26 protein-coding genes are annotated in these 22,500 nt (G+C 61.4%); 16 read left to right on the top strand and 10 right to left on the bottom strand.

Annotation, left to right across the window (positions count from 1 at the left end; all coding sequences use genetic code 11):
• Positions 1–38 precede the first annotated feature (38 nt).
• Together visN and visR are read left to right on the top strand one after the other, a co-directional pair.
• Positions 39–776: a transcriptional regulator VisN gene (visN, locus tag AC4CWF_RS15940; RefSeq protein ID WP_491282615.1), complete on the top strand. Its 738-nt coding sequence runs from the start codon at positions 39–41 to the stop codon at positions 774–776.
• A 10-nt stretch (positions 777–786) separates the two neighbouring features.
• A complete protein-coding gene (gene visR, locus AC4CWF_RS15935; protein WP_491282614.1) occupies positions 787–1,539 on the top strand; it encodes a transcriptional regulator VisR in 753 nt (250 codons plus the stop codon).
• Between the two features lie 33 nt (positions 1,540–1,572).
• On the opposite strand, the gene AC4CWF_RS15930 is transcribed toward visR, so the two are convergent.
• From AC4CWF_RS15930 to motA, 6 genes are all read right to left on the bottom strand, one after another.
• Entirely contained in the window at positions 1,573–2,010 is a 438-nt protein-coding gene (locus tag AC4CWF_RS15930; RefSeq protein ID WP_491282613.1) for a BspJ family T4SS effector nucleomodulin, read from the bottom strand.
• 20 nt (positions 2,011–2,030) lie between these two features.
• The gene (gene flhB, locus AC4CWF_RS15925; protein WP_491282612.1) at positions 2,031–3,095 is read right to left on the bottom strand and encodes a flagellar biosynthesis protein FlhB; all 1,065 of its coding nucleotides are present in this window, start codon (positions 3,093–3,095) and stop codon (positions 2,031–2,033) included.
• Positions 3,096–3,206: 111 nt separating this feature from the next.
• Entirely contained in the window at positions 3,207–4,256 is a 1,050-nt protein-coding gene (gene fliG, locus AC4CWF_RS15920) for a flagellar motor switch protein FliG (RefSeq protein ID WP_491282611.1), read from the bottom strand.
• 27 nt (positions 4,257–4,283) lie between these two features.
• Positions 4,284–4,871, bottom strand: a complete 588-nt coding sequence (gene fliN, locus AC4CWF_RS15915) for a flagellar motor switch protein FliN (RefSeq protein WP_491282610.1) — start codon at positions 4,869–4,871, stop codon at positions 4,284–4,286.
• Between the two features lie 73 nt (positions 4,872–4,944).
• On the bottom strand, positions 4,945–5,892 hold the full coding sequence (locus tag AC4CWF_RS15910; RefSeq protein ID WP_491282609.1) for a FliM/FliN family flagellar motor switch protein: 948 nt from the start codon (positions 5,890–5,892) through the stop codon (positions 4,945–4,947).
• Positions 5,893–5,897: 5 nt separating this feature from the next.
• Positions 5,898–6,776, bottom strand: coding sequence for a flagellar motor stator protein MotA (gene motA, locus AC4CWF_RS15905; protein ID WP_491282608.1), 879 nt, complete (start codon positions 6,774–6,776; stop codon positions 5,898–5,900).
• A gap of 227 nt (positions 6,777–7,003) precedes the next feature.
• Here motA and flgF point away from each other — a divergent pair, with 227 nt between their 5' ends.
• From flgF to fliP, 13 genes are read left to right on the top strand one after another with little or no spacing between them, the layout of a single operon-like run.
• Positions 7,004–7,738: a flagellar basal-body rod protein FlgF gene (gene flgF, locus AC4CWF_RS15900; protein ID WP_491282607.1), complete on the top strand. Its 735-nt coding sequence runs from the start codon at positions 7,004–7,006 to the stop codon at positions 7,736–7,738.
• A gap of 29 nt (positions 7,739–7,767) precedes the next feature.
• Positions 7,768–9,147 carry a flagellar protein export ATPase FliI gene (fliI, locus tag AC4CWF_RS15895; RefSeq protein WP_491285429.1) on the top strand — a complete coding sequence of 460 codons (1,380 nt, stop codon included), beginning with the start codon at positions 7,768–7,770 and terminating at the stop codon, positions 9,145–9,147.
• Positions 9,148–9,153: 6 nt separating this feature from the next.
• A complete protein-coding gene (locus tag AC4CWF_RS15890; RefSeq protein ID WP_491282606.1) occupies positions 9,154–9,738 on the top strand; it encodes a flagellar protein in 585 nt (194 codons plus the stop codon).
• Between the two features lie 53 nt (positions 9,739–9,791).
• A complete protein-coding gene (gene flgB, locus AC4CWF_RS15885) occupies positions 9,792–10,184 on the top strand; it encodes a flagellar basal body rod protein FlgB (RefSeq protein ID WP_491282605.1) in 393 nt (130 codons plus the stop codon).
• A gap of 7 nt (positions 10,185–10,191) precedes the next feature.
• Positions 10,192–10,611 (top strand): flagellar basal body rod protein FlgC, encoded by a 420-nt coding sequence (flgC, locus tag AC4CWF_RS15880; protein ID WP_491282604.1) that lies wholly within the window; start codon positions 10,192–10,194, stop codon positions 10,609–10,611.
• On the top strand, positions 10,608–10,949 hold the full coding sequence (fliE, locus tag AC4CWF_RS15875) for a flagellar hook-basal body complex protein FliE (protein WP_491282603.1): 342 nt from the start codon (positions 10,608–10,610) through the stop codon (positions 10,947–10,949). The genes flgC and fliE overlap by 4 nt, the downstream gene beginning before the upstream one ends.
• A gap of 16 nt (positions 10,950–10,965) precedes the next feature.
• Positions 10,966–11,754 (top strand): flagellar basal-body rod protein FlgG, encoded by a 789-nt coding sequence (gene flgG / locus AC4CWF_RS15870; protein ID WP_491282602.1) that lies wholly within the window; start codon positions 10,966–10,968, stop codon positions 11,752–11,754.
• Positions 11,755–11,778: 24 nt separating this feature from the next.
• Positions 11,779–12,261, top strand: a complete 483-nt coding sequence (gene flgA / locus AC4CWF_RS15865; protein ID WP_491282601.1) for a flagellar basal body P-ring formation chaperone FlgA — start codon at positions 11,779–11,781, stop codon at positions 12,259–12,261.
• Positions 12,261–13,376 (top strand): flagellar basal body P-ring protein FlgI, encoded by a 1,116-nt coding sequence (locus AC4CWF_RS15860; RefSeq protein ID WP_491285428.1) that lies wholly within the window; start codon positions 12,261–12,263, stop codon positions 13,374–13,376. Before flgA ends, AC4CWF_RS15860 begins: the two co-directional genes overlap by 1 nt.
• Before the next feature lie 17 nt (positions 13,377–13,393).
• Positions 13,394–13,948: a MotE family protein gene (locus AC4CWF_RS15855; RefSeq protein ID WP_491285427.1), complete on the top strand. Its 555-nt coding sequence runs from the start codon at positions 13,394–13,396 to the stop codon at positions 13,946–13,948.
• Positions 13,945–14,655: a flagellar basal body L-ring protein FlgH gene (gene flgH / locus AC4CWF_RS15850; RefSeq protein ID WP_491282600.1), complete on the top strand. Its 711-nt coding sequence runs from the start codon at positions 13,945–13,947 to the stop codon at positions 14,653–14,655. The genes AC4CWF_RS15855 and flgH overlap by 4 nt, the downstream gene beginning before the upstream one ends.
• A gap of 29 nt (positions 14,656–14,684) precedes the next feature.
• The gene (locus AC4CWF_RS15845; protein ID WP_491282599.1) at positions 14,685–15,191 is read left to right on the top strand and encodes a flagellar basal body-associated FliL family protein; all 507 of its coding nucleotides are present in this window, start codon (positions 14,685–14,687) and stop codon (positions 15,189–15,191) included.
• On the top strand, positions 15,188–15,925 hold the full coding sequence (gene fliP, locus AC4CWF_RS15840; RefSeq protein ID WP_491282598.1) for a flagellar type III secretion system pore protein FliP: 738 nt from the start codon (positions 15,188–15,190) through the stop codon (positions 15,923–15,925). The genes AC4CWF_RS15845 and fliP overlap by 4 nt, the downstream gene beginning before the upstream one ends.
• Before the next feature lie 90 nt (positions 15,926–16,015).
• Here the strand turns inward: fliP and AC4CWF_RS15835 are convergent, their stop codons facing one another.
• The 4 genes from AC4CWF_RS15835 to AC4CWF_RS15820 form a co-directional block, all read right to left on the bottom strand.
• A complete protein-coding gene (locus tag AC4CWF_RS15835) occupies positions 16,016–17,128 on the bottom strand; it encodes a DUF707 domain-containing protein (RefSeq protein WP_491282597.1) in 1,113 nt (370 codons plus the stop codon).
• A gap of 49 nt (positions 17,129–17,177) precedes the next feature.
• On the bottom strand, positions 17,178–18,422 hold the full coding sequence (locus tag AC4CWF_RS15830; RefSeq protein ID WP_491282596.1) for a class I SAM-dependent methyltransferase: 1,245 nt from the start codon (positions 18,420–18,422) through the stop codon (positions 17,178–17,180).
• Positions 18,423–18,531: 109 nt separating this feature from the next.
• Positions 18,532–20,022: a hypothetical protein gene (locus AC4CWF_RS15825; RefSeq protein ID WP_491282595.1), complete on the bottom strand. Its 1,491-nt coding sequence runs from the start codon at positions 20,020–20,022 to the stop codon at positions 18,532–18,534.
• Entirely contained in the window at positions 20,019–20,918 is a 900-nt protein-coding gene (locus tag AC4CWF_RS15820) for a hypothetical protein (protein WP_491282594.1), read from the bottom strand. The genes AC4CWF_RS15825 and AC4CWF_RS15820 overlap by 4 nt, the downstream gene beginning before the upstream one ends.
• Positions 20,919–21,191: 273 nt before the next feature.
• Here AC4CWF_RS15820 and AC4CWF_RS15815 point away from each other — a divergent pair, with 273 nt between their 5' ends.
• Positions 21,192–22,394: a glycosyltransferase family 2 protein gene (locus tag AC4CWF_RS15815; protein ID WP_491282593.1), complete on the top strand. Its 1,203-nt coding sequence runs from the start codon at positions 21,192–21,194 to the stop codon at positions 22,392–22,394.
• The last annotated feature ends 106 nt before the right edge of the window (positions 22,395–22,500 follow it).

Here is a 22,500-nt window from a genome sequence, read left to right as displayed (position 1 = left end):
CGTTTGAAGTGTTTTCCCTGAAAGGGAGATGAAACGAAATGGAGTTGCGAAACGCAGATCCAACGCTGGAGGGGAGGCATTTTCTGGAGCCCGCTGCCCCCAAGGCGTTGTTGCGAGAGCAAGTTCTGCGTCGCCTGTCCCTGGCTGGAGCGTCGGGCAATATTCAGTCGGCCATGCGCATCCTCTCCGACTATGTCGGCTCCTCACATTATCTTTTGGCCCGCTACGACCTGATCCAGGACCAGGGGCTGGATTTCATCGTTGCTTCCAACTGGCCTTTCGATCTGGTGCGCCGGCTCGGCGCGGATCTGGCCAAGGGTTATTCGCGCTCGACGGAGATCGAAAAATGTCTGGCGCTGCTGACGCCGCAGTTTTCGCTGCTGCCCGATGATCTCAGCCTGCCGGAAGAAGTGAGCCGCCAGTATTGCTCGCTCACCTTCTGTGCCGGGCGCACGCGGTTTTCGGTCATGCTGCTGTTCATCGAAGGCATCATCCTGTCGCAGGACCGGTTGCGGGAAGTCGGGCTGTTGGCCGGGTATGCGATGAGCCTTGGCGAGACCCGCGATATCAGGGTGGAGCGCGATTTCGAGTTGACCGACCGCGAACTGGAATGCCTGTTCTGGATTGCCGAGGGTAAAACCAGCGACGAGATCGCGGTCATTCTGGGCATTTCGCGCAACACGATCAACAATTACATCACCAGCGTCATGCGCAAGACGGCAACCAAGACCCGGTCGGAGGCCATCGCCTATGCTGTGCGCAACAATCTTGTATAGGAAAGGCTGAATGGGGTACTCGCGGACAACGGGGGGAGAGCCGGAAGCGGGAATGCAATACCTTCGTGTTCAGCGAGCCAGCAGCCGTTCGGATATTTTTCCCAAACTCGTCGCCATGCAGAAAAGCATGCGGGCCTCAAGTTTTGCCGTGTTCCGTGTCAGCGGCACAGGCCTGCCCAACAAGCGCAAGCTGATCTGCGAACTGGACAATTGGGGGGCAGCGGCGACCGAAAACACCGCCGCCCTGATTGCCGCCTATGGCGACATCCTCATTCACCACATCGATGTTTCGCTGCTGCCGATGAGCTGGCCGGGGCCTGACGGAGGGCCGGGCTCCGCCGATTCTGCCGTGGACCAGGCACCGCTGATCCGCCGGCTGGAAGACTGCGGCATGCTCTTTGCCGGCATTGCCTTTCCCGTGCGCCTGGGCGCCGTCGGCAATGGCTATGCAATCTTCTGCGGCACGTCGATCGACCTGTCGAGCGATGCCGTCATCGACCAGCATGTGCGCAGCTGCCAGATCATGATGGATCTTCTCGCGCTTGACGAGCGCAAGTCCGTGCCATCCGAAACGCTGAGTGAACGCGAGATTTCCTGCCTGCAATTGGCCGGCGATGGCCAGATCAGCGAAGAAATTGCCGAAAAGCTCGGTCTCTCGGTCCACACGGTCAACGCCTATCTCGGATCGGCCACCATCAAGCTCGATTCGGTGAACCGCATCCAGGCGATCGCAAAAGCGATCCGCCTGGGTTATATTCACTGATCAGAAGATGTCGGGCAGGCCATCGGCCCTTCTTCAGCCGGCCATTTCCAGAGGCGGCTTGGCAAAGCGGGCCTCGTGCAGGCTGCGCGACAGGAAGGCGGTGTTTTCCAGCGGGTCCTGCGAGGGGTCCTGGAAGGTGATGTGGTCGATCTCGATGCCGGCCGTCTGGTCGCTCAGCATCAGGCGCGCATAAACCGAGACGCCGCGCGGCTTGATTTCAAGATCCAGCATGATCTGCGGCGGCCCATCCCATTCCAGCCGATATTCGCCGCCCGAGCCGAAGTTCACGGTGCCCGGGTGGAAATAAAGCTCAGCCGCCGATGAGACCAGGTCGGCTATGCTGCCGTAACGCTCCAGCCGCAGCAGCGAAATGAGGTCGCCCGCATCCAGCAGCCGTAATTCGGTCGCCACCGGGTTGATCGCCTGCGCAAGGATTTTTTCTCTTTCCAACGAGTAGTCGCATTTTTTCATTGTGTCTCGTGCATCCGTTTCTAGGGCGACCGGGTGGCGTAGACCCGGTGGATCAGTTCTGCCACTGCCTTGTAGAAGGCGGCGGGGATGATACTATCCACCGAGACTTGCGCAAACATGGAGCGCGCCAGAGGCGGATCCTCGAAAACAGGAATGCCGGCTTCCTCGGCAATCTCTCGAATCTTCAGCGCGACGAGATCCGTGCCCTTGGCAATGACGATCGGCGCGTCGCTTTCCTCGCGCACATAACGCAGCGCTACCGCGTAATGGGTGGGGTTTGCGATGACGAGCGTGGCGCGGGGCACGTTGCTCATCATGCGGTTGCGGGCGCGGCTGCGCATCAGCGAGCGCTGGCGGGCCTTGACGATCGGGTCACCCTGCGCCTGCTTGTTCTCGTCCTTCACCTCCTGCTTGGTCATCTTCAGCTGGCTGAACCAGTGATGTTTGGTCCAGAAGAAGTCGATGACGGCAAGCGTCGCAGTCGCCAGAAGGATGATCACCATCATCTTCTTGGTGGACGCGTAGAGCATGCTCGGGATGACCGTCGGGTCTGAAAACATCGCGTCGATGGAGTGCAGGAAGTCGCTGCGCATGGCCAGGTACATGCAGATGCCGACCACGGCGACCTTGAACAGCGATTTGCCGAATTCCACGAGGCCGGGCACGCTGAAGATGCGGGCAAACCCCTTGGAAAGCGAAACGCGCGACGCCTGCGGGCGCACCCGCTCCAGAACGAAGGACGGCATGTTCTGCATGACCGAGGAGCACAGGCCAAAGAGGCAGAACATCAGCATGGCCGGTGACAGGAAAGCAGCCGAGGCCCAGCCGAGATGCACCGACAGGGACACGACATCCGTCGCGTTTTCAAGACGCCACTGGTCGGGCTTGTCGAGGAGGTCCTTCAGCGTTTCGCCAAGCTCTGCCGTGGCGCCGGGCAGGTAAAACAAGAGGTAACAGTAAAACGCCAAAGACGACGCAAAAAGCGTCGCCTCTTTCGAATGGGCCACATTGCCTTTGTCTGCGGCGTCCCGCAGTTTTTTGCCTGTGGGGTCTTCTGTTTTGCTGTCTTTATCTTCGTCCGACAAGGCTTCATCCTTGCGTTGGACGGCAAGAGCCGTCGTCGGTTCCAAAGGGCGGGGCCATCATGGCTCCGGTCGCACGGCACTGTTGCCGTGCGTATCTGCTGTGCCTGGCGATCAGGCGGCTTCGGTTGCCTTTTCGCCCTCGGGCGTCGGCTCCTTCAGCTGGATCTGGCCGGCATTGGCCAGACGGATGGCTTCCTGGGCCACGGCGCGCCGCGCAATGGCCACTTCGCGCGGGTTGAGCGCGACGTTGGTGGCGCCAAGATCCGACTCGATCATGCGGCGCTGACGCGGGCTGATCGCCGACAGGACGCTTTCCTTGATCTCGCCCGGTGCGCCACGCAGCGCCATGGTGAGGATATCGGCAGCGATGTCGTTGAGCAGCAGCACGCGGCTGCGCTGCGGCATGGCCAGAAGGTCTTCGAACAGGAAGATCTTCGGACGAACCTTGTTGACCGATTCCTTGCTGATTGTCTCCAGCGAACTGAGCAACGTATCGACCTGGGGCTTTTCCAGCTCGTTCATCAGCTCGGCTACCTTGTTGGAGCCGTTGGAATTGCGCTCGGCCTCGATCATCTGGATGAGTTCCATCACGCGGTTCTCGATGATCTGGGCAGCCTTGGGGCTGACGTCCTTCATGTTGACCGTGCGGTTCATGATGTCGGCGCGGCGGCTGTCCGGCAGCTGGATGAGCAGCTTGGCACCGAAGGACGAGGGCAGCATGGACAGGATATAGGCAATCGTCTGCGGATGTTCGCGCTGGAGGAATTTTCCGACGAATTCCGGATCTGCATCCTGCAGGCGGTCCCAGATGGAGGTCTCGAATGCCTGGAAGGCGGTGCGGCGGCCAAGCAGCCCATCAACTTCTTCCGGCGTCAACCCCTCTTCGAGAATGCCTTCGATGGCGCGCGCATTGTCCATCAGGCCGGCACCTTCGGTGAACAGATCCTCGAACTCGTTGACGAGCTGCAACAGTTCGTCCGGCGGGATTTCACGCAGGCTTTGCGCCGAGGCGATGATCGTCTGCAGCTCGCTTTGGGTAAAATATTTCAACAGCTTCCCAGCCACCCCCTTGCCCATCGCAAGAAGGACGGCAGCGGCTTTTTCAGCTTGGGATAACGGTTTCGTGGAGACTGCGCCTCCGAAATCGTCAAAGTCCATCATGGTCTTCCCTCACTGTCCCGTTAAGGATCAGGCTTTCTTTGTGCTCAGGACTTCCGTCAGCTTCACGCCGAAGCGCGTATCGTCATTTTCGAGGACAGTGATCTCACCCTTGGCGATCCGCCGTCCGTTTACCGTAATCTCGACCGGCTCGCCGATCCGCTTGTCGAGCGCTATGATGGCGCCCTCTTCAAGACCCATAAGCCCTGAAACTTGCATGCGGCTTGTGCCGAGCACGATTTCGACCGTGATCGGGATATCCATGATCAGGTCGAGGTTTGAATTGAGCCCGCTGCCGGGCTCGGATATCGCAGCACCGGAGCCGAAATCGCTGCCGCCGAAGCTTGCGCCCGAAAGATCAGCACCGCCGAAATCGCCGCCGCCGAAGTCCGAACCGAGATCCGCGCCGCCGAAATCGGAACCACCGAAGTCTGCGGCCGGCGCTGCCGTGTCTGCGCCGAACTCGGCACCGAATTCCGCGCCGAAATCGCTGGCCGGTGCATCGCCGTCTGCTTTCAGCACGCCGCGCAGGTCATCAATCGCCTGGTCCAGCTCGGCTTCATTGCCGGCAGCGGGAAAAATATCGTCATCGGGTGCTGGGGTTTTCTTCGTAGCCATGAAAACACTATTCCTGTTGAAACTTGCGTGAAGCTGCCCATTCTTCGCATTGCGGTATGAGCAGTGCTCTTGTTTAACCCATGAGGTGGCGCAGCAGCTCCTGCTCGGTGCTGATATTGTCCTTCACGCGCACCGTGTAGCGCTCGCCGGACCGCCCGAATTCGCAATTGTACATGTCCTTGCCATTGGCGCTGACCTGAGCCTGAACGTCGGTCTTGTCCTCGAAGGCGATGACATCGCCGACCATCAGCTTGGAGATGGTTTTCAGCGTCAGGCTCTGCAGCCGGATGCGGGCTTCGAGCGTCACCGGGGACCGGCGCACCTGCTCGGTGATCTTGTCATGCCATTCCTTGCGGTTCTTGGAGATCTGGCCTTTCGGCTTTGGCACTTCCACCTTCGTCTTCAAAAGAGCGCGCTGGGGAATGACGAGAGCGATTTCCGAGGTGACCTTGCCGATATCGACCGCAAGGCGGATGGTCGCGCCATATTCCACCGGCATGTCCGGATCGGCAGGCGGCCGGTCACCGGCATTGTGCGGGCGTTCCAGCATGGCCTCGAAGCCGCCGGGCGCATTGACGCCGGAGCGCAGCACATTGGCCGTTCGCTCGAACACCATGGTGCCGAGATCCATTTCGATATCCGACAGCGGGCGCTCCGGCGGCTGTTCAACCATCGAGGGATCAGCGCCCAGCATGCGTTCCATCAGGCCGATAATGAAGCTGTTGCCGCAGGCGAGCACGAAATTCGGGCACCAGTTGCGCAAGGATCCGTCCGTCAGGCAGACGGTATCGCCAAGCTCGGCAATGAGGTCCGGCATCAGGCCGGACTGGAAACCGACATAGGAGACCTCGATCGAAATACCCGTCTCGCTGTGGAAGACGTCGGGCAGGAAAACCGAATAGAGCTGCCCGAAATCGCCGCAGATCTTTTCAACTGTCTGGCGGTCGCCAAGGCCATTGGTCAGCTTGGCCAGAAGCGCGTGATCGAGGCGATCAGGGGATTTTTGCGTGTCGTCGCTCATGGTCTTTATGCCGCCTTGCTTTCGCCGCCGCCACCGGGGTTCATCATTTCCTGCTCGACGGCGTCGATGGAGGGACGCTCGTAGCCGGAAATGGTCTTGCGGCCATATTCCAGCGCCACCTGCGGCACGGAGCCGTTCATGTAGGCGATCAGCGTCTGCTTCACGACGATGTAGAGGCGGTGCTGCTTGTTGCGCACGATCTTGATCTGCGAGCAGAGCGGGCTGACGAGGCAGTAGGAGAGGAAGATGCCGAGCATGGTGCCGACGAGGGCGGCGCCGATGAGGCCGCCGAGAACTTCCGGGCTTTCGTTGATCTTGCCCATGGCCTTGATAACGCCGAGAACGGCGGCCACGATGCCGATGGCCGGGAAGGAATCGCCCATGATCACCATGGCATCGTAGGACTTCATCTTGTCGTGCAGGATGGTGTCGAGTTCCTCGTCCATCAGCGCCTCGATCTCGTGGCTGCGGGCATTGCCGATGATGATCAGGCGCACGTAGTCACAGATGAAGGCGGTGAGTTCCTTATTCTTCAGCACGGTCGGGGCCGACTGGAAGATCGAGGATTCGTCCGGATTGTCGATATGCGCTTCGATCTCGTTGCGCGACTTTGTGCGAAGGTCACGCATCAGGGAATAGAGGACACCCAGAACGTCGAGATAGTTGCGTTCCTTGGGAACGGCATGCTTGAAAGCCTCACCCAGCGCCTTGCCGGCATCCTTCACCGTTTTCATCGGGTTGGCCATGATGAAGCCACCGAGACCGGCGCCACCGATAATCACCAGCTCGAACGGCTGAACAAGGACGTCCAGATGGCCGCCCATGGCCATGTAGCCGCCGAGGACGCAGCCGAGTGTGATAACGAATCCGATAATAATGGTCATGGCGAGCCTGTACCGTGGTTGTATCAGGTTTCGGGATACGGTGCGTGGCTTGCGTGAGGCTGGGTAAACGGCGCCTGAAACCTGTGCCGGCGCGAAACAGCCTCGCGCAAGTCTGCCTTCCTAGTGTCGGCTGCATCAGGGGGTAACGCCCTCTCCACCCGTGCGGAGAGGTGCCCATCATGGGCGTTGCCCCCGTTCCCTATAGTTGAGACACGGAGGCAGATGATATGCAGTCCGGATTATATGTCGGTATTTCGTCGCAGATCGCGCTGGAGCGCCGGCTGAATACCATTGCCGACAACATGGCCAACATGAATACGGTCGGCTTTCGCGCGACCGAAGTCAAGTTCGACGAGGTCTTGAGCAAGACCCGAAACGAGCTGAACGCCAAGGTCGCCTTCGTCACCCAGGGCAATGACTATCTGTCGACACGCAGCGGTGCGCTCGAAAAGACGGGAAATGCGCTGGATTTCGCCATCAAGGGCGATGCCTGGTTTGCCATCGATACCCCCGCCGGCCAGGTTTTGACGCGTGACGGACGGTTTACCATGAAGGAAACCGGCGAGCTTGTGTCCAACATGGGTTATGCGGTGCTCGATGCCGGCGGCGCGCCGATCCAGCTCAACCGGGCAGGCGGACCGCCGGAAGTCGGCGCCGATGGCCGCATCAGCCAGGACGGCAATCCGGTCGCAACACTTGGCGTGTTCAGCGCCGATATTTCCAAGGGTTACCTGCGTTACGAAAACGCCGGCGTCATCCCGGTCGAACAGCCGCAGCCGGTCGTCGATGCCTTCGATGTCGGCGTGACCCAGGGTTATCTCGAACAATCCAACGTCAATGCCATCGGCCAGATGACCGAGCTGATCCAGGTTAACCGGGCCTTCGAAGGCATTTCGGCGCTGATGCGCGACACGGAACAGCAGTTCGGCGAAGCGATCAAGACGCTGGGCGGCACACGCTGACCTCTAGGACATAACGCATGGAAACGAGAATGGCCGAAACCGGTGCCGGCGCAAAACTGTCCCATATGGCCGAGCTGGTGCGCCGCTTTGCCGATCCTTCGGTGGCCGTGGCACCGGGCGGGCGCGTGCGCACCATCGCAGCTGGCCATTATACGGTGGCCGGCCTTTCCCGGCATGTGCGGCTTGGCGAATTCGTCGCCCATCGCAGTGCCACCGGCATTCATCTCGGCGAAGTCGTTCGCGTCGAGCCTGACATCATATTTGTTTGCCCCATCGAGCCCGGCGAACCGATCGGCATCGGCGATGTCGTCATCCGCAAGGGCGCCTTTCGCGTCGCGCCTGATGAGAGCTGGTGTGGCCGCACGATCAGCGCGCTTGGCGAACCCATCGACGGCAAGGGGCCTCTGAAGAACGGCCCGGTCAAGCGCTCGATCTCCAACACCGCCCCACCTTCCATGACGCGCAAACGCGTCGAGACCGGGTTTCGCACCGGCGTTCGCGCCATCGATATCTTCTCGCCACTCTGCCTTGGCCAGCGCCTCGGCATCTTTGCCGGCTCCGGCGTCGGTAAATCGACGCTTCTGTCGATGATGGCGCGTGCCGATGCTTTTGACCGTGTCGTCATCGCGCTTGTGGGTGAACGTGGCCGTGAAGTGCGTGAATTCATCGAGGATACGCTCGGCGACAACATGGCGAAATCCATTGCCGTCGTTGCCACCAGCGATGAAAGCCCGATGCTGCGCAAGATGGCGCCGCTTGTCGGCATCACCATTGCCGAACATTTTCGCGACAAGGGCGAGAACGTGCTGTTCATCGCAGACAGCGTGACGCGTTTTGCCCATGCCATCCGCGAGGTGGCGGTTGCCTCCGGCGAGCCGCCGATTGCCCGCGGTTACCCGGCCTCCGTCTTTACCGAGCTGCCGCGCCTGCTGGAGCGATCCGGCCCCGGGGCGGAAGGTGCGGGCACGATCACCGCGATCATCTCCATTCTCGTCGATGGCGACAACCACAACGACCCGATCGCCGATTCGGCGCGCGGCATTCTCGACGGTCATATCGTTCTGGAACGCAGCCTGGCGGAAGAGGGGCGTTATCCGCCGATCAATCCTTTGTCCTCCATCTCGCGTCTCGCCCGCAAGGCCTGGAACGGCGACCAGGAAAAGCTGGTGTCGCGGCTGAAGGCGCTCATCCACCGTTTCGAGGAAACCCGCGACCTTCGCCTGATCGGCGGTTACCGAACCGGCAGCGATCCGGATCTCGACATGGCGATCAAGCAGGTGCCGATCATCTACGACGTCCTGAAGCAATCGCCGGGTGACCAGCCGGTGACCGATGCCTATGCGGATCTCGCCGCCGCGCTTCGCGCCGGCGCGGCTCCGGCGCAGACACCGACAAGACAAAGAGGATAACCGCCGATGAGCATCAACGCACGCGAAGACGCGCCCGTCGCGCCGGCTCGCCGCCGCCTTGCCGGCTTCAGGCTTTCGAGTGACCGGATGCTGGCGGGAGCCGGCATCCTGATTGCCATCGTATCTGCATCCTTCCCCTGGTACGTGTTCTTCAACGAAGACAAGTTTGGCATCAGGGTCACGCCGATGGAGATGACGCGCGACCTGCCGGAAGGTCCGCCGCGCCCTGTCTTCAGCGTTTCGCCGCTCGCCCTCGTCGACAACGACGACAAGACGACGCCGCCCGACAAGATGCTGGAACCGCTGGATACGCTGACGACGGCAACGGTTGCCAAGCCCGACCGTGGCCGCCAGACCGACAGCGCCGTGGCGCCGGAACAGCCTTTCCCCGGCGGCAACAGTTTCCGGTTGATGCATGTGGCCAACGGGCGCGCGCTCATCCAGGACAATTCCGGCATGTATATGGTGCGGGTCGGTTCGATCCTGCCCGATAACAGCCGGCTCGCCATCATCGAGAAGCGCGACGGCAAATGGGTCATCATCACCTCGACCGGCGAGATCTACGATGATGCCGCATCGTCCGGCCCGTAAGTCTGACGCAAGATTAAAGGCATAGGCTTCCCCTACAAGATGGAGAGAAGCCCATGCAACCCATTCAACTGTTCGACCTGGCATCGCGTCAAGCGGAATGGCTGTCCATTCGCCAGGAGGTTGTTGCCGGCAACATCGCCAATGCCAACACGCCACAATACAAGGCCAAGGACGTCACGCCGTTCTCCGCCGTCCTCAACTCCACGGGCATGAGCATGGCCCGCACGCAGCCGGGCCACCTGTCCGGCACCGGCGTCAGCAGCCGCATCAACGTGGATGTGGAAGAGGAAAAGCTCAACAACGAAATCGGTATTCAGGAATCGGGCAACACCGTTGGTCTTGCCGGAGAACTGACCAAGACGGGCGAGATCAAGCGTCAGTATGAGCTGAGCACGAACCTCGTCAAATCCTTCCATCGCATGATGCTGATGACAGTCAAGAGGTAGACCCATCATGGACCCGCTTTCAGCCGCTTCGAAAATCGCCGGCTCCGGCCTCGAAGCGCAGGCCACCCGCCTGCGCATCGTGTCGGAAAACATCGCCAACGCCCGCTCGACCGGCGACACGCCCGGTGCCGATCCCTATCGCCGCAAGACGATCACGTTCGGCGCGGAGCTGGACAAGGCGTCCGGTGCGCAGGTGGTCAACGTCAAGAAGCTTGGCACGGACCAGTCGGATTTCGTCGAGGAATACGATCCGGGCAATCCGGCCGCCGACGACAAGGGCATGGTCAAGATGCCGAACGTCAACATGCTGATCGAGATGGCCGACCTTCGCGAGGCCAATCGCACCTATGACGCCAATCTCCAGACCATCAAGCAGACGCGCGAACTGGTCGCCGCCACCATCGACCTCCTGAAGGCTTCGCAATGATCGACAATATCCAGAATGTCAGCTCGCTTTCCCTGACCCGTGGCCTTGGCACATCGGCAACCGAAAGCTCCAGCTCCTCCTCGTCGATAGCCGGTTCGGCCGCCCAGGCGGAAAATTCCGCCATGAGCTTTGCAAACGTGCTCGGCAACATGGCAACCGACGCCAGCAACAGCCTCAAGTCGGCCGAAGCCATGTCCTTCGAAGGCATCAAGGGCACGGCAAACACCCGCGAAGTGGTGGATGCCGTCATGCAGGCGGAGCAGTCGCTCCAGACGGCGATCGCCTTCCGCGACAAGATCGTCAACGCCTATCTCGAAATCACAAAGATGCAGATGTAACGGTTAGGACGAAGACATGAGAGCGCTTTCTGTCGCTGCAACGGGCATGGATGCCCAGCAGACCAATCTTGAAGTCATTGCGAACAATATCGCAAATATCAACACCACCGGCTACAAGCGCGCCCGCGCCGAGTTTGCCGACCTGTTGTACCAGACGGAGCGCGCCGCAGGTGTGCCGAACCGGGCAAACCAGGCGATCGTGCCTGAGGGCGCCAATATCGGCCTTGGCGTGCAGACGTCGGCCGTGCGCAACATCCACACGCAGGGTCAGCTGACGCAGACCGAGAACGATCTTGATCTCGCCGTTGTCGGCCGGGGCTGGTTCCAGATCCAGTCGCCGGATGGCAATACGCTCTATAGCCGCGCCGGTGCCTTCAACACCAATGCCGATGGCCAGCTGGTGACGATCGACGGTTATGCCGTCGTGCCCAACATCACCTTTCCGGCCAATGTCAGCGAAACCGTGATCAGCCGCACCGGCCAGGTCAGCGTGCGTGTCGGCAGCGACAGTGATTTCACTGAGATCGGGCAGCTGACGATTGCCAACTTCGTCAACGAGGCCGGCCTGAAGCCGCTCGGCGACAACTTGTTCCAGCAGACGGCAGCCTCTGGCGAAGCCATTGTGGCCGCCCCTGAAGATCCTGGCTTCGGTTACCTGAAGCAGGGATATCTGGAAGCCTCCAACGTCGATGCCGTCAAGGAAATCACCGACCTTATCTCGGCACAGCGTGCCTATGAGATGAACTCCAAGGTGATCACCACCGCCGACGAAATGGCCTCCATCGTCTCGAAGAACCTGAAGTAACCGGAAACAAAGAGGGTGGCAGACATGATGTTCCGCCGGACACGCAGCATGAAGCGCCTTGCCCTGGTGGCGGCCCTGCACCTTTCTGCAGGAGCGTTTGCCAGCCTTGCCCATGCAGACATGGGCGTCGCCATCGTGCCCACGCAGATCATTTATCCGGGCCAGGAAATCTCGCCGTCCGCGCTGAAGGAGGTCGAAGTGACCAATCCCAATATCGCCGGCGGGTATGCAACGGCCATCGACGAGGTGAGCGGCATGATCAGCACGCGCACGCTGCTGCCCGGCCGCACCATTCAGGTGGCAACGCTGCGCGCGCCCTTTGCGGTGAAGCGCGGCGCCTCCGTGCGCCTCACCTTTGCGGTCGGCAATATGATGATTTCCGCCTCCGGAACCCCGCTCGAAAACGCCTCGGTCGGCGATGTGATCCGCGTGCGCAATCTCGATTCCGGCGTAACCGTTTCCGGTACCGTGATGGGTGACGGCTCCGTGCAGGTGATGGCGAAATGATGAAACGTCTTCTCGTGGCCGCCGGCCTTTCCGTCCTCTCCATCCTGACCTTTGCGGATCCGGCGCTGTCGGATGCCGCGCGCATCAAGGATATCGCCTCGCTGCAGGCCGGCCGTGACAACCAGCTGATCGGCTACGGCCTGATTGTGGGCTTGCAAGGCTCCGGCGACAGCCTGCGCTCCTCGCCGTTCACCGAGCAGTCGATGCGCGCCATGCTGCAAAACCTCGGCATTTCCACGCAAGGCGGCCAGTCGAGCGCCAAGAATACGGCCGCCGTCATGGTGACGTCCACCCTGCCGCCCTTTGCAAGCCCCGGCAGCCGGCTCGACGTCACCGTCAGTTCGCTCGGCGATGCGACATCGCTGCGCGGCGGCACGCTGATCATGACCTCGCTCACCGGCGCTGACGGCCAGATCTATGCGGTCGCGCAAGGCTCTGTCATCGTCTCAGGTTTTTCCGCGCAAGGGCAGGCGGCCTCCGTCACCGAAGGCATCACCACAGCCGGCCGTGTGCCGAACGGCGCGATCATTGAGCGCGAGCTGCCGTCGAAATTCAAGGATTCGGTCAATCTCGTGCTGCAGCTGCGCAACCCGGATTTTTCGACTGCGGTGCGTATTGCCGATCTCGTCAACAATTTTGCCGCCCAGCGGTATGGCGGCCCGATTGCTGAGCCGCGCGATTCGCAGGAAGTCATCGTGCAGAAGCCGAAGACGGCGGATCTGACGCGCCTGATGGCCGAGATCGAGAACCTTGTGGTGGATACCGATACGCCCGCCAAGGTGGTCGTCAACGAACGCACCGGCACCATCGTTATCGGCGCGGATGTGAAGGTGTCGCGCGTGGCGGTCAGCTATGGAACGCTCACCGTCCAGGTCAACGAGACACCGCAGATCGTACAGCCGGAGCCGTTTTCCAATGGCGTGACAGCGGTGCAGCCGCAGACCGATATCAGCGTGTCGAAGAGCGGCAGCAATGTTGCGATCCTCAACGGGCCGGATCTGCGCAGCCTTGTGGCCGGTCTCAACAGCATCGGCGTGAAGCCTGATGGCATCATCGCCATTCTCCAGGGCATCAAGTCGGCCGGCGCGCTTCAGGCGGAGCTGGTGATCCAATGACGAAGGGCAAGTTCATGATGACCGCAGCCGTTTCGAGCGCTTCTGCCTCCAAAGGCCGGTTCGCACCAAAACTCCTGGCCGCCGCCGCCCTGTTGCTGCTCGTGCCGCAGGTGAATGCGCAGCAGGCAACGGCCCCCCTGAACGGCCCGCAGTTTCCGACGACAACAGGGCAGGACATCGAAAAGTTCTGCACCAACATTGCCGACAGCGCCCGCGACCAGCGTTATCTCCTCCAGAAACAGGAGCTGGAAAAGCTGCAATCGGGCGTCGATGAACGCATTGTCGTGCTCGAAACCCGCAAGGCGGAATACGAGGACTGGCTGAAACGCCGCAATGATTTCCTGGCCCGCGCCCAGGTCGGTCTGGTCGACATCTACAAGACGATGAAGGCCGACGCCGCTGCTCCCAGGCTCGAGGCGATGGAGCCGGGCATTGCTGCCGCCATCATCATGAAACTGCCGGCGCGCCAGTCGGGCCTGATCCTCAGCGAAATGGATGCGAAAAAAGCCGGCATGATTTCCTCGATCCTCTCCAGCGCGTCAGACCCCAATACTTCGAAGGACCGTTCATGACCAAGCGCGCACCCGCTCTGCTGGCCGTTCTCCTGCTCACCGGCTGCCAGAGCCAGACGATCAAGGAAATCGGCAATGCCCCGGCCATGAGCCCGATCGGCAGCGGGCTGAACTATGCCCAGACGCCGCAGATGTCGCTTTATCCCAAGCAGCCGCACCAGACGGCAAGCGGTTATTCGCTGTGGAGCGACAGCCAGGCGGCGCTGTTTAAGGACGCGCGCGCGCTCAACGTCGGCGACATCCTGACCGTTGACATCCAGATCAACGACAAGGCCAATTTCGACAACGAGACCGACCGCAGCCGCACCAACGGCACAAGCCTCACGTGGAGCGTGGCCGCCAATATCCTCGGGCTCACGCCCTCCACCGATGGCGACATGAGCAGCGATTCCGACACCTCATCGAAGGGCAAGGGCTCGACCAAGCGCTCGGAAAATCTGAAGCTTCTTGTGGCGGCGGTGGTGACGGGCGTGCTGGAAAACGGCAATCTGCTGCTGTCCGGCTCGCAGGAGGTGCGCGTCAACCACGAGATCCGCATCCTCAACGTCGCCGGTATCGTGCGCCCGCAGGATGTCGATTCCAAGAACGTCATTTCCTATGACAAGATTGCCGAGGCCCGCATTTCCTATGGCGGCCGTGGCCGCCTGATGGAAGTGCAGCAGCCACCGGTCGGCCAGCAGGTCGTCGACCTGTTCTCGCCCTTCTGAGCAGACGGCAAACCGTAAAGGACCACGTAATGGAAGAGGCAGCGGACGGCGCTCCGGAAAAAAAGAAGGGGTCGATGGTGATAACGATCGTGGCCATCGCCATCGTGACGTTGGTCGGCGCCGGCGCCGGCTGGGTCCTGGGTGGCATGATCGCGCCAAAGGCGCCCGTCGAAGCGGCAACGGCTGCCTCGGCGCCTGCCGCCGCGCACGGCGAGAAAAAGGAAGAAGGACTTCCCCATATCGCAACGGCGGCTGCCGGCGTCGTACAGCTGGAGCCCATCACCACCAATCTTGCCTACCCCTCCGACAGCTGGATCAGGCTCGAAGTGGCGCTTGCCTTCAACGGCCCGCCGGAACTGGCGATGGCGGAAGACATTCACCAGGATATCCTGGGTTACATGCGCACTGTCTCCCTTCAGCAGATCGAAGGGCCGCGCGGCTTTCAATATCTTAAGGACGACATTCAGGAACGTGTTGACCTGCGTTCGCAAGGCAAAGTATCGAAGGTGATGTTTAGGACCTTCGTGATCGAATGATTCGACTGATCTCGCTGCTGATCGCCCTTGTGGCGATACCGGGTCTTGCGCTGGCCCAGCAATCTCCGACGGATCTCCTGAACCTGCCAATCGACGGGTCGGCTGCCGCGTGGATCATCCGCACCTTCGGGCTTTTGACGGTGCTGTCCATCGCGCCGGGCATCCTCGTGATGGTGACGAGCTTTCCGCGCTTCATCATTGCCTTTTCGATCCTGCGCACCGGCATGGGGCTCGCAACCGCCCCTTCCAACCTCGTCCTCATCTCCATGTCGCTGTTCATGACCTTCTACGTCATGTCGCCCACATTCGACCGGGCCTGGAGTGACGGCGTGCAGCCGCTTTTGCAGAACCAGATCAACGAGGCGGAAGCCGTGCAGCGGATCGCCGAACCCTTTCGCACCTTCATGAGCGCCAATACGCGCGACAAGGACCTGTCGCTGTTTGTCGACATCGCGCGCGAGCGCGGCCAGTCGGTCGGCACGGCGGAGCTTATCGATTACCGCGTGCTGATCCCGGCCTTCATGCTGTCTGAAATCCGTCGCGGTTTTGAAATCGGCTTCCTGATCGTGCTGCCCTTCCTGGTCATCGACATGGTCGTTGCCGCCATCACCATGGCCATGGGCATGATGATGCTGCCGCCGACCTCCATCTCGCTTCCCTTCAAGATCCTGTTCTTCGTGCTGATCGACGGCTGGAACCTTCTGGTCGGAAGCCTGGTGCGCTCGTTCAACTGACGCCAAACATTCCCGTTCAACAGACGGCATGAAAAACCCGGCGGTTGCTGCAACCGCCGGGTTTTTCATGTGTGTCAGGCTGGACAATGTTCAGCGGACGCCGGGGATCTGCTCGTAGCGAAAGCCGTAACCGCGGAAGGTTGCGTTCTGTTCGCCAATCGCCGAGCCGATGTCGTAGGTGGCGCCGATCGGACGTGTATGGGCAACCCCGATATCATCGAGAATGGCCATGCGCTCTTCAGGGCGGCCGAGGAAGCTTGGCCAGAGATGATCGAGGCCGTAGCCGGAGACCGAATCCTTGAAGCTGCCGATGCAGATCTCAAGCGCCCGGCGCGAAAACAGCGGGCACATGATTTCGACGAAACGCTCGTGGCGCACGCCGCCTTCGGCACGCTTGATGGTGATCGGATGGTTCGGATGGCTGCCCGGTGCATCGGTGAGCGCCGGCTGGCACAGGTCCAGGCCATGCTTGCGCGACAGGTGGAACATCCGGTTGATCTCTTCGCCCGTCACCATCAGGTCGTCATCCGGCAGCCAGATGCGATCATAGGCCCAAAGCGGGCTACCCGCGTAGAACAGATCGGCCAGCAGCATGAACTTGCGCTTCTGCGGCAGGTGAGCGAGATATTCCGCCGGCGCCGGCAGGAAGGGGCGTTCCGTGCCGTAATAGCCGACGCAGAGATCCCAGCTGCGCTTGGCATCGGGAAGATTGTCCAGCCAGTTGCCGTGCAGCGTCTCGGAATTGGCCGGCACGACGACAAGGTTCGGGCGCAGCGGGCGCTCGAGCTGAACGAGGAAGTTTGCCTTGCGCTCGACGCCTGCCGGTGTCGGGCGGACCGGATGCGCCGGGTGTTGCGTCCGCGTCAGCATGAAGACGCCGCCGGTTGCGCCAATTGTGCCGCGACCGGCAAGGCCGACGATCTTTCCGTCCTGCATTTGCGCAGCATTGAAGATCACCGTCAGCTCGCCCCGGTTGTTGACGAGGCAGAGGCGATCCTGGAACACGTGCCAGTAATCCACCGACGGTTCGAAGAAGTTGCCGATGCGGCCCTCCGGCGCCAGAACCAGGAAGGGCGACAGGGCGCCGGCATCGAGGCTGGAAAGCTGCCAGAAGCTGCCCTCCAGATCGGCTTTGGTGAGCGCCGGTGCATCGCCCCAGTCCGCGCTTGTGGACGCTGTGTTTTCCGAAATCAGCATGTTCATGGATGATCCTGTGAGGTAATTGGCTCCAACGGAGGCAAGGCGGTGATGGTCATGCGCGGCTAACCTGGAACTGCTGTCCATTCAGGTTGTCGATGGTGAGCGTCTGCTTGTCCTTGGACAGCGAAACGAGATCCGTCGCACCGCTTTCGATCCAGCGCACGGAGGCGGTCTCACGGTCCTGTGAGGGCACCCAGGTTGCCGCCGGAACGCCCGACAGTTTTACGCTCATGTCCTTGTCGAAGGAGACGGTCTTGCCGCTGGCGGTGGCCCAGTTGCCGCTGATCGGGCCAAGCTGCACGGCTTGGCCGACGGCCGGCGCAAAATTGGTGATGGCGCACAGCAGCTGGTCGGGGCGCTGGCGGCGCGGGCTGATCATTGTCAGCTGGTAGGCCGGATCGATGGTCCGGAACAGCGCCAGCCACTGGCCGGGGTTGAAGACGGAGCAATGGCTATGGCCATCGTCATAACAGGCGATGACGTGGTAGCTCAGCTTTGCCGAATTGTGCAGCTTGCGGATCAGGGCCGGCAGCGCTGCGGGTTCGAAATGTTCGAGAACATCGGCTGAGCAGCAGACGTCTGCCGACGGGATGGCATCGGTCAGCGCATTGGCCTGCTGGAAAGTGGTGTTTTTCGGAAGCGTGGTCAAAAGCGGCGAGCGCGCCCAGTCGAGGCCCGTCAGCGTCTCGACATAGGGAGCCACAGCATGCAGGAAGCGCCCGTTGCCGCAGCCGACTTCCACCAGGCTTTTCGGCCGCATGGCCACGATGAACGGCAGGTGCTCCACCATCCAGTTGTTGGTCTGGTAGGCAACGTCCTGCGTGTGAAGGCGCTGGTAATCGTTCGCCGTGATGTTGCGCACGGCCGCCGAGCGGTCGAGGCCGGTGGCATAACCGGTGCGCAGGATGTGCTGGTCGATGAGGGATTCGAGACCCGGCACCTTGCGCAGGTCCGAGAGCAGGTCGGCGTAACGCACGAATGAGCCGCGAGCGACTTCCGACAACACGGTCTGCAGGACAAATGCCTTCTGTCCGTTGTCGTGCAGGGCGCCGCTGATCTTGCGCGCGGCGGCATCGTCAAGGCTTGCGGCAGCGGCCTCGGGAGCTGTCGACGCCACCCGGCTTGCCGCCTCGTGGCGACGCCGTTCGTTGTCCGCCAGCTGTCCCGTCAGGTTGGCGATCTGGGCGCGCAGAAAATCGATTGCCGCATCGCAGCGCTCGATTTCGCCGGTCTGGGCGGCTGGCGAATCGTTGTTGAGGTCTTGCACCTTGAGGGAGGCGCCGTCCGGGTGATGCATGTCAGTCTCCTTGAAGTGTCCGCGCTGCGGGTCTGGCGCTTGGCGCTCTCGATCTCTTGTTCACGTTCGCCTTCGGGAAAGCCGGTCCTGCGCCTTTCCCGGACAGGCGCTAGGCTTGGGCGACGGCGAACTGGCCGCCGATATTGTTGCGGCAGACCAGACGGCCATTGCCAGCGTAACGGACGAAATCGACCCAGAAACCTTCGTCCCACAGCAGGAAATAGGCCGGTTCCGAAAGCGCCAGTCGCCGCCATGTGCCGGCCTTGCGGTTGTCGCGGGTCACGATGCCGTCTGGCTCGAGTTTCACCACGCCGCCGCTTGGCCAGCGCCAGTGCCTGCTGGTGATGTCGTCACCGACAATGCTCGGCTGGTTGCCGGCGATGATGTCCAGCACGAAACGCGTCGTGCCATAGACGCGTTCAAGCTCCGGCCGGATGTCGCCGGTGAGCGTGCGGTTGAAATCATTCGGCTTGATCTTGTGGGCGGGATAACCCCACCAGACATTGTGCAGTTCGCGCAGCTGGTTGGGCACCATGTTGCGCAGTGTATCGCGGTGGTCCGGTTCGGCAGCGCCGAGCAGGCAGCGCCAGAACTGCGGGTCCATGAAGGTGTCGAATGTCACCTGCGCATAACCTTGCGCGCTCTCCGGCGTGTCGGAAAACACCAGCGGGCAGACCGGAGGCAGAAGAGACGTGGTGGCGCGACCGAAGAAGGCCGCTTCCTGCATCAAGCCAGAGGAGATGCCCAGGAACTCCAGCGACTGGTCGCAGCACAAAAGGTCGTAGCTGTTGGCCGTGGTGACCTCGAGCGCCGGGTAGATGCCGCGCAGCAGGTCTGTTTCGCTGCGGATATGCTCCGGCGAGGCGCTCGGGTGGCGCAGGTATAGGACGTGAGCGCCCTGCAGCTTCTGGTGAAGCGTACTGAGCGCATCGCGGAAGTGGAAAAACCGGCCGTCGACGATGATGCTGGCATCCGACGCGGTCTGCCCGATGATGACCACCTGCCTGCCGGGGCGGCGAGGGATATTGGCCTGCGGCACATAGCGATCGCGGTGGCGGAACGCCGCCGAAAGTTTGGTGGCTTCGGCAACGATCTCGTGGCGCGGCAGGCTGATGCGCGACAGCTTCGCCCTGATGTCTGAAGAGTTGCTGGTGATCGCCAGCACCACGTCCGGCAGGAAGCGGATCGGCGACAGGCGGATATCGATATAGGTGACACCACGCTCTTTCAGGAAGTCGAGGAGGCCGGGCGAGGCCTCGTAGCAGATATGCAGCGCACGGGGATCGACATAGGTCGAAAGCGTGCGGCGACTGTCCGGACTTAAGGTCGCGTATTCATTCAGCCAGGCGGTTTCCGGTCCCTTGGGAAGGGCGGAACCCTCCTGCCGCAGCGTTCCGTTCTGCCACATCTGCCGCCGCACACTCATCGGCATCGGCTGGCCGAGTACGGCCTGAAGCGGTGCGCCCAGAAGTTCGTAGAAAAACTCCTTAGCGGGCCAGAAGGCATGGCGAAACACGTCATCGATAAACGTGATGGACGTCCATTGCACGGGCGCCACTGTTCCAGCGGCATCCGACTGATCGCAGAAGGGGATCCTCATCCGATGCGACCCTCCCGGTAAGGCGTGATGCTTGGCCCAAACAGAGGGTGATCCCAGCCGGTCGGGCGGGGCGCCTCCGGCCTCGGTGCCGGCTGAACCGCGACCTCGGCCTCGACCTTGTCGAGTTTCATCGGTGCCGATTGCGCAAGCTCGAATTCGGCGCCGAAGAAATGCAGCCACATGCGTTCCAGCACGTAGCCGTAGCAGGGATGCGCCATGGAGGCCTGATAGAGCTGCTTTGCCGCCGCCTGCGGCAATTGCTTGATCACGTGGTTGCGTGCGGCAAACAGCGCGCCATAGGAAAAGATCCCGAGCGAGCTGGCCTCGGCCTTTGCCGCAATCTCCGGCAACTGCGCCATTGTCAGGAAATGCGCCGCGATGTTGGTGCCTTCCGGCAATTGACCATGGGCATGGCGATAGGTGCGCCCGGTGTTCAGCGCGCCAATGTCAAAAAACTCGATCGGCGCCCACGTGTAGAGCGAGAACCGCTCCGGGCGGATGCGCAGACGGCCGGCCAACTGCTCTTCGTACAGTTTCAGGATGCCGGATGGCGGAACCTCATGGTCGCACTTCCACTGCCAGGACAGCGGCTGCAGGTCATCCCACTGGCGCCAGACGCTCAGGAGCCGCATGAAATCCGGACTATGAGTGAAGGGGTCGGCCTGCGAATAGACGGTGAAGTCGTCGTTGTCCTCGGTCTCCGTCATCATGTGAAAGAGATAGGTTTCCGACTCTCGCCCGGCATTCGGCCGCTGCACCACCTTGCGGGCGCGCTTGAGCACGGCCGGCGAGGTGATCGCATCGCCCTTGTTGTAGATGTAGATCTCGAAGTCTTCGGGAACGTCGACGATCCAGTCGATCGGTTCCAGATACCGTGCAAGAACGAGCTTGTTCACACTACTCTCCAAGTCAGCGCAGGCATCTGGCCAACCGTGACCTTGAGCCCAGGCGCGAAAAACACCGCCATGCCACCGTCGCTGCACAATATGCTTCGGGTGACGATAAGCTTGGAACCTATGCGCGATAGCTTGTGCAGGGCTGACGCGCTGAAGGTGCAGCAAGATCAAACGCGGGCGTTGCTACAGCCTCGCGAAAGCAAGAGGCGGTATTGCGACAGTCCAAGCGGTCCTCACGCGCGAAGGACCCATGATCTCGCCAGGGAGAGCCCGATGTTTTCCACCATACCCATGTTGTCGATCTGTGTTCCCACCTACAACCGCCGGCCGATGCTGGAACGCAATGTGAAGTTTCATCTGGAGGCGTTTCGCCGGATGGGCATTGCCTTCGAGATGGTCATCGTCGACGATCGCTCCACCGACGGCACGAACGAGTATCTGGAACAGCTTGCCGGCATCCCGGAAATCTCCCATCATCGGCGTGTGAAGAATTCCGGCTTCCTCAGCAATTATGCCTTCGCCATGCAGCGGGCGCGGGGAAAATACGCGCTGTTCCTTGGCGATGATGACCTGCTGATCCCGGAAAAGGTGGCCGAATATCTCGCCATGCTGGAGGCTGATCCGGCGCTCGGCATGATCCAGGCGCCGTGGATGCTGGTCAACGAAAAGACCGGTGGCACGGATATGCAGCCCTTTTATCACATTCCCGGCCCGACACGGTTTCGCAAGGACGAGCATCAGCAGATGCTGGACTTCCTGCTGACGCACCATGTCTTCCCGGAATTCCTCATCATCCGGCGCGAAATTCTCGACCAGACGATCTCCAGCCTTGCGCCGTTCATCTTCTGGGCCTTCCTTTATACCACGCGTGCGCTTGGCAAGGCCGATGTGCTGTTCCTGCCGGCACCCTTTGCCCGCGTCACCGGCGTTGCTGCCGATGGCGACGTGCAGCAGGGCAAGAAGGAATGCATGTTCCAGTGGGATACCTATCTCGGTGGCCTCGAATATCTCGCTTCGCACGCAAAAATCTCGACGCGGCTCACCAATGCCGAGCGGCTGCATTTCCACGAGCGTTTCGTGCAGTTCATGCTGGTGCGCAAATCGGTGGCGTTGCGCCTGCACATGGCCTTCCGCAACTGGCCGGAAGCCTACATCATGTATCACCGCATGTCGGCCTATCATCCGTCTCCGGCGACCCAGGAGGCCTATGGCCAGATCTGCACGCTGGCGGCCATCGTTACGGCCCTGACGGAAGCGTCGGGATATAGCGGCGGGCCTGTCGTGGTCGATCCGATCATCACCAACGAGGCGCTGCAGATGATCCCCGATGCGCTGAAGCCGCATGTGGTGCGCCAGCCGCCGGTCGGCCACCAGGGCCCGCGCTCCTGGCTGGTCATGCAGCCGGATTTTGCCGCCCAGGCGCCGGTGGGCGACGGCGTGTTCGAGCTGCGCCACTACATGGCCCAGTTCGCCTGATGGCTTGAAAGGCTGCGGGACGAAAGTCCCGCATACCCGTCGATTCGAAAAAGGGCATCGCCAGCCGGCGGTGCCCTTTTTTGTGCGTCGGGCGGGGCCAGATCTC

It is taken from the genome of Neorhizobium sp. PAMB6630 (genome assembly GCF_058242775.1).
Note: the sequence above shows the minus strand (reverse complement) of the source record. Positions and strands in the feature narration are given on the sequence as shown.

Bases quoted from the DNA above. Each gene is read 5' to 3' on its own strand.
- AC4CWF_RS15890 (WP_491282606.1), top strand. From the start codon at position 9,154: ATGAGCATCAACGCACGCGAAGACGCGCCCGTCGCGCCGGCTCGCCGC.
- AC4CWF_RS15855 (WP_491285427.1), top strand. From the start codon at position 13,394: ATGACCGCAGCCGTTTCGAGCGCTTCTGCCTCCAAAGGCCGGTTCGCA.
- visN (WP_491282615.1), top strand. From the start codon at position 39: ATGGAGTTGCGAAACGCAGATCCAACGCTGGAGGGGAGGCATTTTCTG.
- AC4CWF_RS15835 (WP_491282597.1), bottom strand. From the start codon at position 17,128: ATGAACATGCTGATTTCGGAAAACACAGCGTCCACAAGCGCGGACTGG.
- flgB (WP_491282605.1), top strand. From the start codon at position 9,792: ATGCAACCCATTCAACTGTTCGACCTGGCATCGCGTCAAGCGGAATGG.
- flgF (WP_491282607.1), top strand. From the start codon at position 7,004: ATGCAGTCCGGATTATATGTCGGTATTTCGTCGCAGATCGCGCTGGAG.
- flgC (WP_491282604.1), top strand. From the start codon at position 10,192: ATGGACCCGCTTTCAGCCGCTTCGAAAATCGCCGGCTCCGGCCTCGAA.
- AC4CWF_RS15825 (WP_491282595.1), bottom strand. From the start codon at position 20,022: ATGAGGATCCCCTTCTGCGATCAGTCGGATGCCGCTGGAACAGTGGCG.
- AC4CWF_RS15930 (WP_491282613.1), bottom strand. From the start codon at position 2,010: ATGAAAAAATGCGACTACTCGTTGGAAAGAGAAAAAATCCTTGCGCAG.
- flgG (WP_491282602.1), top strand. From the start codon at position 10,966: ATGAGAGCGCTTTCTGTCGCTGCAACGGGCATGGATGCCCAGCAGACC.
- AC4CWF_RS15910 (WP_491282609.1), bottom strand. From the start codon at position 5,892: ATGAGCGACGACACGCAAAAATCCCCTGATCGCCTCGATCACGCGCTT.
- AC4CWF_RS15845 (WP_491282599.1), top strand. From the start codon at position 14,685: ATGGAAGAGGCAGCGGACGGCGCTCCGGAAAAAAAGAAGGGGTCGATG.
- AC4CWF_RS15830 (WP_491282596.1), bottom strand. From the start codon at position 18,422: ATGCATCACCCGGACGGCGCCTCCCTCAAGGTGCAAGACCTCAACAAC.
- visR (WP_491282614.1), top strand. From the start codon at position 787: ATGGGGTACTCGCGGACAACGGGGGGAGAGCCGGAAGCGGGAATGCAA.
- fliG (WP_491282611.1), bottom strand. From the start codon at position 4,256: ATGATGGACTTTGACGATTTCGGAGGCGCAGTCTCCACGAAACCGTTA.
- fliP (WP_491282598.1), top strand. From the start codon at position 15,188: ATGATTCGACTGATCTCGCTGCTGATCGCCCTTGTGGCGATACCGGGT.
- motA (WP_491282608.1), bottom strand. From the start codon at position 6,776: ATGACCATTATTATCGGATTCGTTATCACACTCGGCTGCGTCCTCGGC.
- fliN (WP_491282610.1), bottom strand. From the start codon at position 4,871: ATGGCTACGAAGAAAACCCCAGCACCCGATGACGATATTTTTCCCGCT.
- flgA (WP_491282601.1), top strand. From the start codon at position 11,779: ATGATGTTCCGCCGGACACGCAGCATGAAGCGCCTTGCCCTGGTGGCG.
- flgH (WP_491282600.1), top strand. From the start codon at position 13,945: ATGACCAAGCGCGCACCCGCTCTGCTGGCCGTTCTCCTGCTCACCGGC.
- fliE (WP_491282603.1), top strand. From the start codon at position 10,608: ATGATCGACAATATCCAGAATGTCAGCTCGCTTTCCCTGACCCGTGGC.
- fliI (WP_491285429.1), top strand. From the start codon at position 7,768: ATGGCCGAAACCGGTGCCGGCGCAAAACTGTCCCATATGGCCGAGCTG.
- AC4CWF_RS15860 (WP_491285428.1), top strand. From the start codon at position 12,261: ATGAAACGTCTTCTCGTGGCCGCCGGCCTTTCCGTCCTCTCCATCCTG.
- AC4CWF_RS15815 (WP_491282593.1), top strand. From the start codon at position 21,192: ATGTTTTCCACCATACCCATGTTGTCGATCTGTGTTCCCACCTACAAC.